The sequence below is a fragment of the Microcoleus sp. Pol12A5 genome (assembly GCF_036701435.1).
Lineage (GTDB): Bacteria > Cyanobacteriota > Cyanobacteriia > Cyanobacteriales > Microcoleaceae > Microcoleus.
The window spans coordinates 1-6,395 of sequence record NZ_JAUBQU010000202.1 but is presented as its reverse complement, the minus strand read 5'-3'; the positions used below and the strand labels follow the sequence as shown (position 1 = coordinate 6,395).

The window sequence follows — 6,395 nt, the reverse complement described above, 5'->3', positions numbered from 1 at the left end:
TCAAACGATTGGGCTGCAACAACTGGGGCAAAACTCAACCGCCGCATCGGCCAAAGCAATCTCGAAGAATATCTCGTTGCACCCTCTAGCTTAGAAGCAGCAATGCAAACAGCCCGCGCCAGCGATGCTGTAGCTTTTGCCAGCCACGTCTATTGCCCCGCGAACAATCCGAGTACATTCTTTTATTTAACCGACCAAATTACGATTCAATTTGGCGCACAAGTAGATGAACAATCGCGAAAGGCGATCGCCAATGCAGCAGCTTTAAAAATAGTCCGGCCAGTAGAAGGAATTCCCAACACTTTCGTGTGCGAAGTCACCAAACAAGCAACAGAAAACCCGGTCAAAATTGCCAACCGCTTGACAAGATATGCAGAAGTTCTCGTAGCAGAACCCAACATTTTAGTAGAGACGCAGCAGCATTACACGCCCCGCGATCCGCTTTATCCCAAACAGTGGTATCTCAATAACAAAGGCGGCAACCAACTTGTCGGCGGTGCTCAAATTTATGCCGAACCAGCTTGGGACATGACTCGCGGAGTTCGATCGATCGTAATTGCGATCGCCGACGATTCAGTAGACATCACCCACCCAGATTTTCAAGGCCAAGGCAAAATTGTCTCACCCATCGATTTCAAAGACGGCGACACTTCCCCGATGCCAGTCGCAGACTCAGACAACCACGGCACAAGTTGTGCAGGCGTCGCTGTTGCTGAAGAAAACGGCAAAGGCATTGTCGGCGTCGCCCCCGGCTGCGCCCTGATGCCCATCCGTACCACGGGTTTTCTCGATGACGATTCTGTCGAAAAAATGTTTAATTGGGCGATCGAAAAAGGTGCCGCCGTCATTTCTTGCAGTTGGGGGCCTTCAGCAGTTTACTATCCCCTTTCCCTGCGACAGAGTGCCGTCATTACCAAAGCAGCAACCCAAGGGCGGGGCGGCAGAGGCTGCGTTATTCTGTTCGCGGCGGGCAATGCCAACCGCCCAGTCAACGGCACAATTAACGAGAAAGGCTGGCCCAACAACGTCGTGGAGGGTCAAACTAGATGGCTGGCAGGATTTGCCGTTCACCCAGACGTAATTGCCGTCAGCGCTTCCACTTCCCTCAACAAAAAAGCAGCCTACAGCAATTGGGGCACCAGCATCTCGGTTTGCGCCCCCAGCAACAACGCACCGCCGGGAACTTGGTTGCCAGAAACCGGATTTATCGGCACGCCGCCGGAGGTGACGCAGTATTTGCCCGGTTTGGGGGTGTTTACTGCAGATCGAGTCGGGGTTGCCGGCTACGATTCGGGGGACTACACGAATACCTTTGGCGGCACTTCCAGCGCCACTCCAGTAGTCGCTGGGGTTGCAGGGTTGATACTTTCGGCTAACCCCCGTTTGACGGCGCGGGAAGTGCGGGGAATTCTCGAACAAACTGCTGAGAAAATTGTCGATCTCGATCCCGATCCCCAGTTGGGCAATCGCATGGGAAATTACGATCCTAACAACGGCCGCAGCGATTGGTTTGGTTACGGGAAAGTCAATGCTTTTAAAGCTGTGCAAGCTGCGGTGAGAAAGGGCGGCGGCAATCCGAATATCGGGGGTGCGGTGTTCAGCGATATTTCTGGACATTGGGCACAGAAGTTTATTGAAGCTTTGGCTGCGGCGAATATAATTAGCGGTTTTCCTGACGGTTCTTTTAGGCCTGATGACAGTTTAAACCGCGCTCAATATGCGGCGCTGTTGGTGAGTGCGTTTAGTCCGATTCCGAGGGTTGCGGCTACAAATTTTATTGATGTTTCTGCTACTTTTTGGGCGAGAAGTGCGATCGAACGGGCCAATCGGGGGGGGTTTTTGGCGGGGTTTCCGGGGTTGAAGTTCGGCCCGAATCAGAATTTGACGAAGGCTGAGGCGATCGTGTCTTTGGTTAACGGTTTGGAACTTAAGGGCGGCAATCCTGATTCTTTGAAAGTTTACATCGATCGCTCTCAAATTCCTAATTATGCTTTGAGTGCGATCGCCACAGCAACTGCTTTGAAGATTGTGGTTAATTATCCTTCCCGCGATTGGCTTTCGCCGCAGCGGGATATTACCCGCGCTGAGATTTCGGTTTTGATTTACCAGACATTGGTGGCGATTAATCGGGCAAAGGCGATCGATTCTCCTTACATTGTGTAGCTAAGAACAGTAAAACTGGTTCGATCGTTCGGACTTCAGTCCTCATAAAATCCGAGGACTGAAGCAGCTATAATTCGCGGCGAGTCAAAGCACTTTGTGCGTAAGTCCTGACGAAGCGATCGCTTTTTGGATGATAGCTTTACATATCGAGTTACTTTCCCGGAAATCCAGGGTTTCAGACTGCGAATTAAAAACTGTCCGGACTATTGCAATAAGATGAGTTACATCTGCAGAATATGAGCCAAAACTGCGCGTAGTGAATCAGAGATATTCGGTAAGCCGATTGTCAAGGTGAATGAATTTTTGTAAAGCTTTGCGCCAATCGCGAACATTACTGTGGAACAGACCTATATAATAACCAAATTACCCGTCAAGCCAAGACTAGGGATCGAAATCATTAATTAATAGAGTTTTTTCACTCATTTTCAAAATAGCCAAAACTTTTGCGTTCGGATCTTCAAGGTGCCTCTTTTGACTGAACCTACCTTGTAAAAAGGAAAAACTCAAATGCCAAAAAGATCGTTGGAACTCTTCGGCGATGGTCGCGTATACGAAATCAAAGACGACCTAGCTATTAAAGTCACGGAGACTAATGGGCAAGTAAAAGCATTAATTGATGCTTTAAACTTCAGTGTGGCTGAAACATATCATATTCATCCTCCAGACGAACAAGCTCCTGATGTGGTAGAAGGCAGAGGTTCAAAGCATATTAATCAAGAAGGTTTCAAGCTTCTCACTACCTTTGAAGGATGTAAAGTCACTGCTTATGATGATGGCGGTGGAGTTTGGACAATTGGTTACGGACACACGGGCGATGATGTTTATCCAGAACTGACTATTAGCCAAACGCAAGCCGAAGAATTGCTGAGGGAAGATTTAGAAAAGTTTGAATCCTATGTTGAGGATGCAGTTGAAGTTGAGATCGATGACAACCAGTTTTCTGCACTGGTTTGCTTCTGTTTCAACGTGGGCCCAGGAACAGAAGGTTTTGGAGGTTCAACTCTTCTGAAGCTATTGAACAACGGGGATTATCAAGGAGCAGCCAATCAGTTTCCTGTGTGGAATAAAGTCAATGGTGAACCCTGGCCAGGGCTGACACGCAGGCGCTTTGCCGAGCAAGCTCTGTTTTTAGGAATGCCTGAAGTTCGGGTTCTCACACTTACGGAGCCAATAATGGAAGGTGAGGATGTGCGTCAAGTGCAAGAAGCGCTGATCGCGGCAGGAATAAATGTTTCAGCAGATGGCGTTTTTGGTAAAGATAGCGATCGTGCTGTGCGACAGTTTCAACAGCAAAAAGGGCTAACGGCGGATGGTGTTGTCGGTGTCCACACACGCAAAGAATTGGGACTATAAAATCGATTGTGTAACCAATTAGACTGACACAATCAACTAATTTTCACAAGCTCTGTGGAGGTAAGGTGCGGTGTGCATCGCCTACGGATAGAGTTTATGAATCCAGGACTGACCAAATTCAAATTGATTGGATAAAACCATGACTAACTCAAGCGACATTCTATTTAATCAACCTGTAATTATCGAAGCCTGTGAAGAATTTGTCCAACGGGATATGTTGGAAGTTAGAGGCAGTTTCCCGGGATTGCTCCAAGATGCCCCCATGTCTTCGACTGCGGTGGTCAATGGCTTATCTCAACAGTTGATTTATCAACTACAACTGATGATGCCAGATGCCTTTGTCAGTTTTGATGACCTTAATGTAGACTTGCTAGATGCAGCTTTTCCCTACGTACAAACCCCGGCAAAAGAGGCACTTCAGAGAGCCATTCAAGATCGAGGTCAAACGATGCAGGTGAACTCTGCTTACCGCACGATCGCCCAGCAAATGTTATTGTATAACGATCGCTTCAACAACTCTAATCCTGTAGCCCCACCAGGCACCAGCAATCACCAAACAGGGCTAGCGATCGACATTGAAGATGCCAGAGGCTGGGAATCTTATTTGATGGAATATGGCTGGCAGCCATTACCGGGCGATCCGCCTCACTTCGACTACATAGGCGACGGGACGATCGATCTTCGCAGTAACTCAATACTCGCATTTCAGCAGCTTTGGAATCAGAACAACCCGGATGCAAAGATTAGCGAGGATGGCGGCTTTGGCCCCCAAACCGAGGATGCACTTAATCGATCGCCTGCTCAAGGGTTTGCTAAAGCGCCGTGGGATGACAAGCCCAGAACGTTGCGCTTGGCGATGCCCAGAATGGAAGGCTCAGATGTAATCAAGCTTCAGGAAGGCTTGAAAAAGGCTGGCGTTGTAGTTGGGGTTGATGGTGAATTTGGGCCGGCAACAGATACAGCCGTCAAGGAATTTCAGCAGAAAAAAGGTTTGAAGCCCGACGGAATTGTCGCTCTCAAAACCCGCGAACAAATGGCTTGAGGTGTTAGCGCGATCGAGTTCACCAAACCTGGAACAGAACTTCCACCGAAGGCGGAGGAAGTTCCGTTTATAGCTCAGCTTGCGGGTTTGGGCAGGGTTTGCTTCCAAGTGTCACAAATTCCAGTAGCGGTATAATTGGCAATCTTTTTGACAATTAAGGTAGCCAAGAGAGTAGCAATAGCAGGAGCAAGTCCCAGTCCAGAGATGAGAACAGGAGCTAACATTCCAGCAGCTTTAGTGTAATTCTGACCGATCGCTTCATCCAGGATTTTCTGAGTCTCTGGATCGTTTCCCAGGGGTTTGCACATCAGGTCGTAAACTAAGGGATTAACGCGATCGAACAACCGCTGGCCTGCTTCTAAGAGCCTGGGATCGATCGATGCTCTAGCGGCAACATTCACATCAATAGAATCCAGGGAAGCTGAGTCTATCCCTCTGGTTCCAAGTCCAGCCGCATCATCCCCTATGGCTTGAGCGCGATCGCCAATTTGTGCTGCTAGCTGATCCTCATCAAGTTCCCACAAACTTTCTACAAGAACTTCAATTTCTGCCATGATTACTTGTCTCCCGACTATGGTTAACTAGAATATTGCTGATTGTCCTTTACCTGCGAAGCTGATGAGTAAAAACCCGTCAATATAGCTTAACGAATGCCTAGCTACACATCGGCAATCTTAACCATTCTTTAAAAAAGTGCGATCGACCCACCAAACTGCTGCTAAGTATGTAACATTTAAATCGCCAGAAAGTTACTATCGAACCGGAAATAAAGCAAACACAGTTAAATTTGTTGAAAAACTCAAGCACATCAATCCCACTGGTTATGATAGGTTTACATTCTGTCACACTGTAAATTTACTTAACGCACATCAAAGATTTTATTGCCAGTTTGGTATACTAAGACTGAACCGTATAGAAATACAAAGACCTTTATCAGTTTAAGTAAAATAACTCTCCTTAAGCAAACAGAAGTAAAAGCTCCAGAAAACCCGAGCACTTCCCGAGTTCATGACTAACAACAACACAGTCAAAACAATTTTAATTCTGGCAGCCAATCCCACCAATACCGCTCCCCTGCGATTGGAGCAAGAGATCCGGGAAATTGACGAAGGATTGCGACGGGCAAATAAACGAGAACAGTATAAATTAGAACAAAAATGGGCCGTGCGTTCCCGTGACTTTTACCGAGCTATTTTAGATTATCAACCCAACATAGTCCACTTTTGCGGACATGGTGCTGGAGCAGATGGAATTGTCCTAGAAGACGATACCGGAAAAATGGTCCTGGTGCAGACAAACGCCCTAGCTAGTATGTTTAAATTGTTTGCCCAGAAAGGTGTAGATTGCGTAATTCTCAATGCTTGTTATTCCGAAGTACAGGCCGACGCAATTAGCCAATACGTTAATTATGTCATTGGCATGAATCGAGCCGTGGGAGATCGAGCAGCCCTTGCATTTGCTGTAGGGTTTTATGATGCGATCGCTGCTGGATATACGTTAGAAGAAGCCTACGACTTAGGTTGCTCGCAGATGATGAGCTTCCGAGAGCAGGAAACTCCTGTTTTCAAGAAAAAAACGTTAATTAGTTCAGAAATCGAGGATATTTTAATTGCTGATGAAGATGTGATTCCACCCAATCCTTACCAAGGATTGTCTGCCTTTGGCGAAGAAGATGCCGACTTCTTTTTCGGACAAGAAAAATTTGTCAGTAATTTAGTAGAAGTAACCCACAAACAACCTTTGGTAGCAGTGGTTGGGCCAAGCGGCAGCGGTAAATCTTCTGTGGTGTATGCGGGATTAATTCCCAAATTGCGAAAAGAGGGAAACTGGTTAATTG

At 47.2% G+C, this 6,395-nt stretch carries 5 protein-coding genes; 4 read left to right on the top strand and 1 reads right to left on the bottom strand.

The features are described from left to right. The 3 genes from QUA45_RS27345 to QUA45_RS27335 all read left to right on the top strand — a co-directional run. Positions 1-2,163 (top strand): S8 family serine peptidase (locus tag QUA45_RS27345; protein ID WP_333222994.1); only part of this gene is annotated, 2,163 nt, incomplete at its 5' end. A 507-nt stretch (positions 2,164-2,670) separates the two neighbouring features. Further along, the gene (locus QUA45_RS27340) at positions 2,671-3,516 is read left to right on the top strand and encodes a glycoside hydrolase family protein (RefSeq protein ID WP_333222992.1); all 846 of its coding nucleotides are present in this window, start codon (positions 2,671-2,673) and stop codon (positions 3,514-3,516) included. Between the two features lie 139 nt (positions 3,517-3,655). Then, a complete protein-coding gene (locus QUA45_RS27335) occupies positions 3,656-4,558 on the top strand; it encodes a peptidoglycan-binding protein (protein ID WP_333222990.1) in 903 nt (300 codons plus the stop codon). 74 nt (positions 4,559-4,632) lie between these two features. Here the strand turns inward: QUA45_RS27335 and QUA45_RS27330 are convergent, their stop codons facing one another. After that, entirely contained in the window at positions 4,633-5,112 is a 480-nt protein-coding gene (locus QUA45_RS27330) for a hypothetical protein (protein WP_333222988.1), read from the bottom strand. A 454-nt stretch (positions 5,113-5,566) separates the two neighbouring features. On the opposite strand from QUA45_RS27330, the gene QUA45_RS27325 reads away from it, so the two are divergent. Continuing rightward, positions 5,567-6,395 (top strand): nSTAND1 domain-containing NTPase (locus QUA45_RS27325; RefSeq protein WP_333222986.1); only part of this gene is annotated, 829 nt, incomplete at its 3' end.

What these genes read in the sequence shown, in the direction of transcription:
- QUA45_RS27340 (WP_333222992.1), top strand. Translation starts at nt 2,671, where the DNA reads ATGCCAAAAAGATCGTTGGAACTCTTCGGCGATGGTCGCGTATACGAA.
- QUA45_RS27335 (WP_333222990.1), top strand. Translation starts at nt 3,656, where the DNA reads ATGACTAACTCAAGCGACATTCTATTTAATCAACCTGTAATTATCGAA.
- QUA45_RS27330 (WP_333222988.1), bottom strand. Translation starts at nt 5,112, where the DNA reads ATGGCAGAAATTGAAGTTCTTGTAGAAAGTTTGTGGGAACTTGATGAG.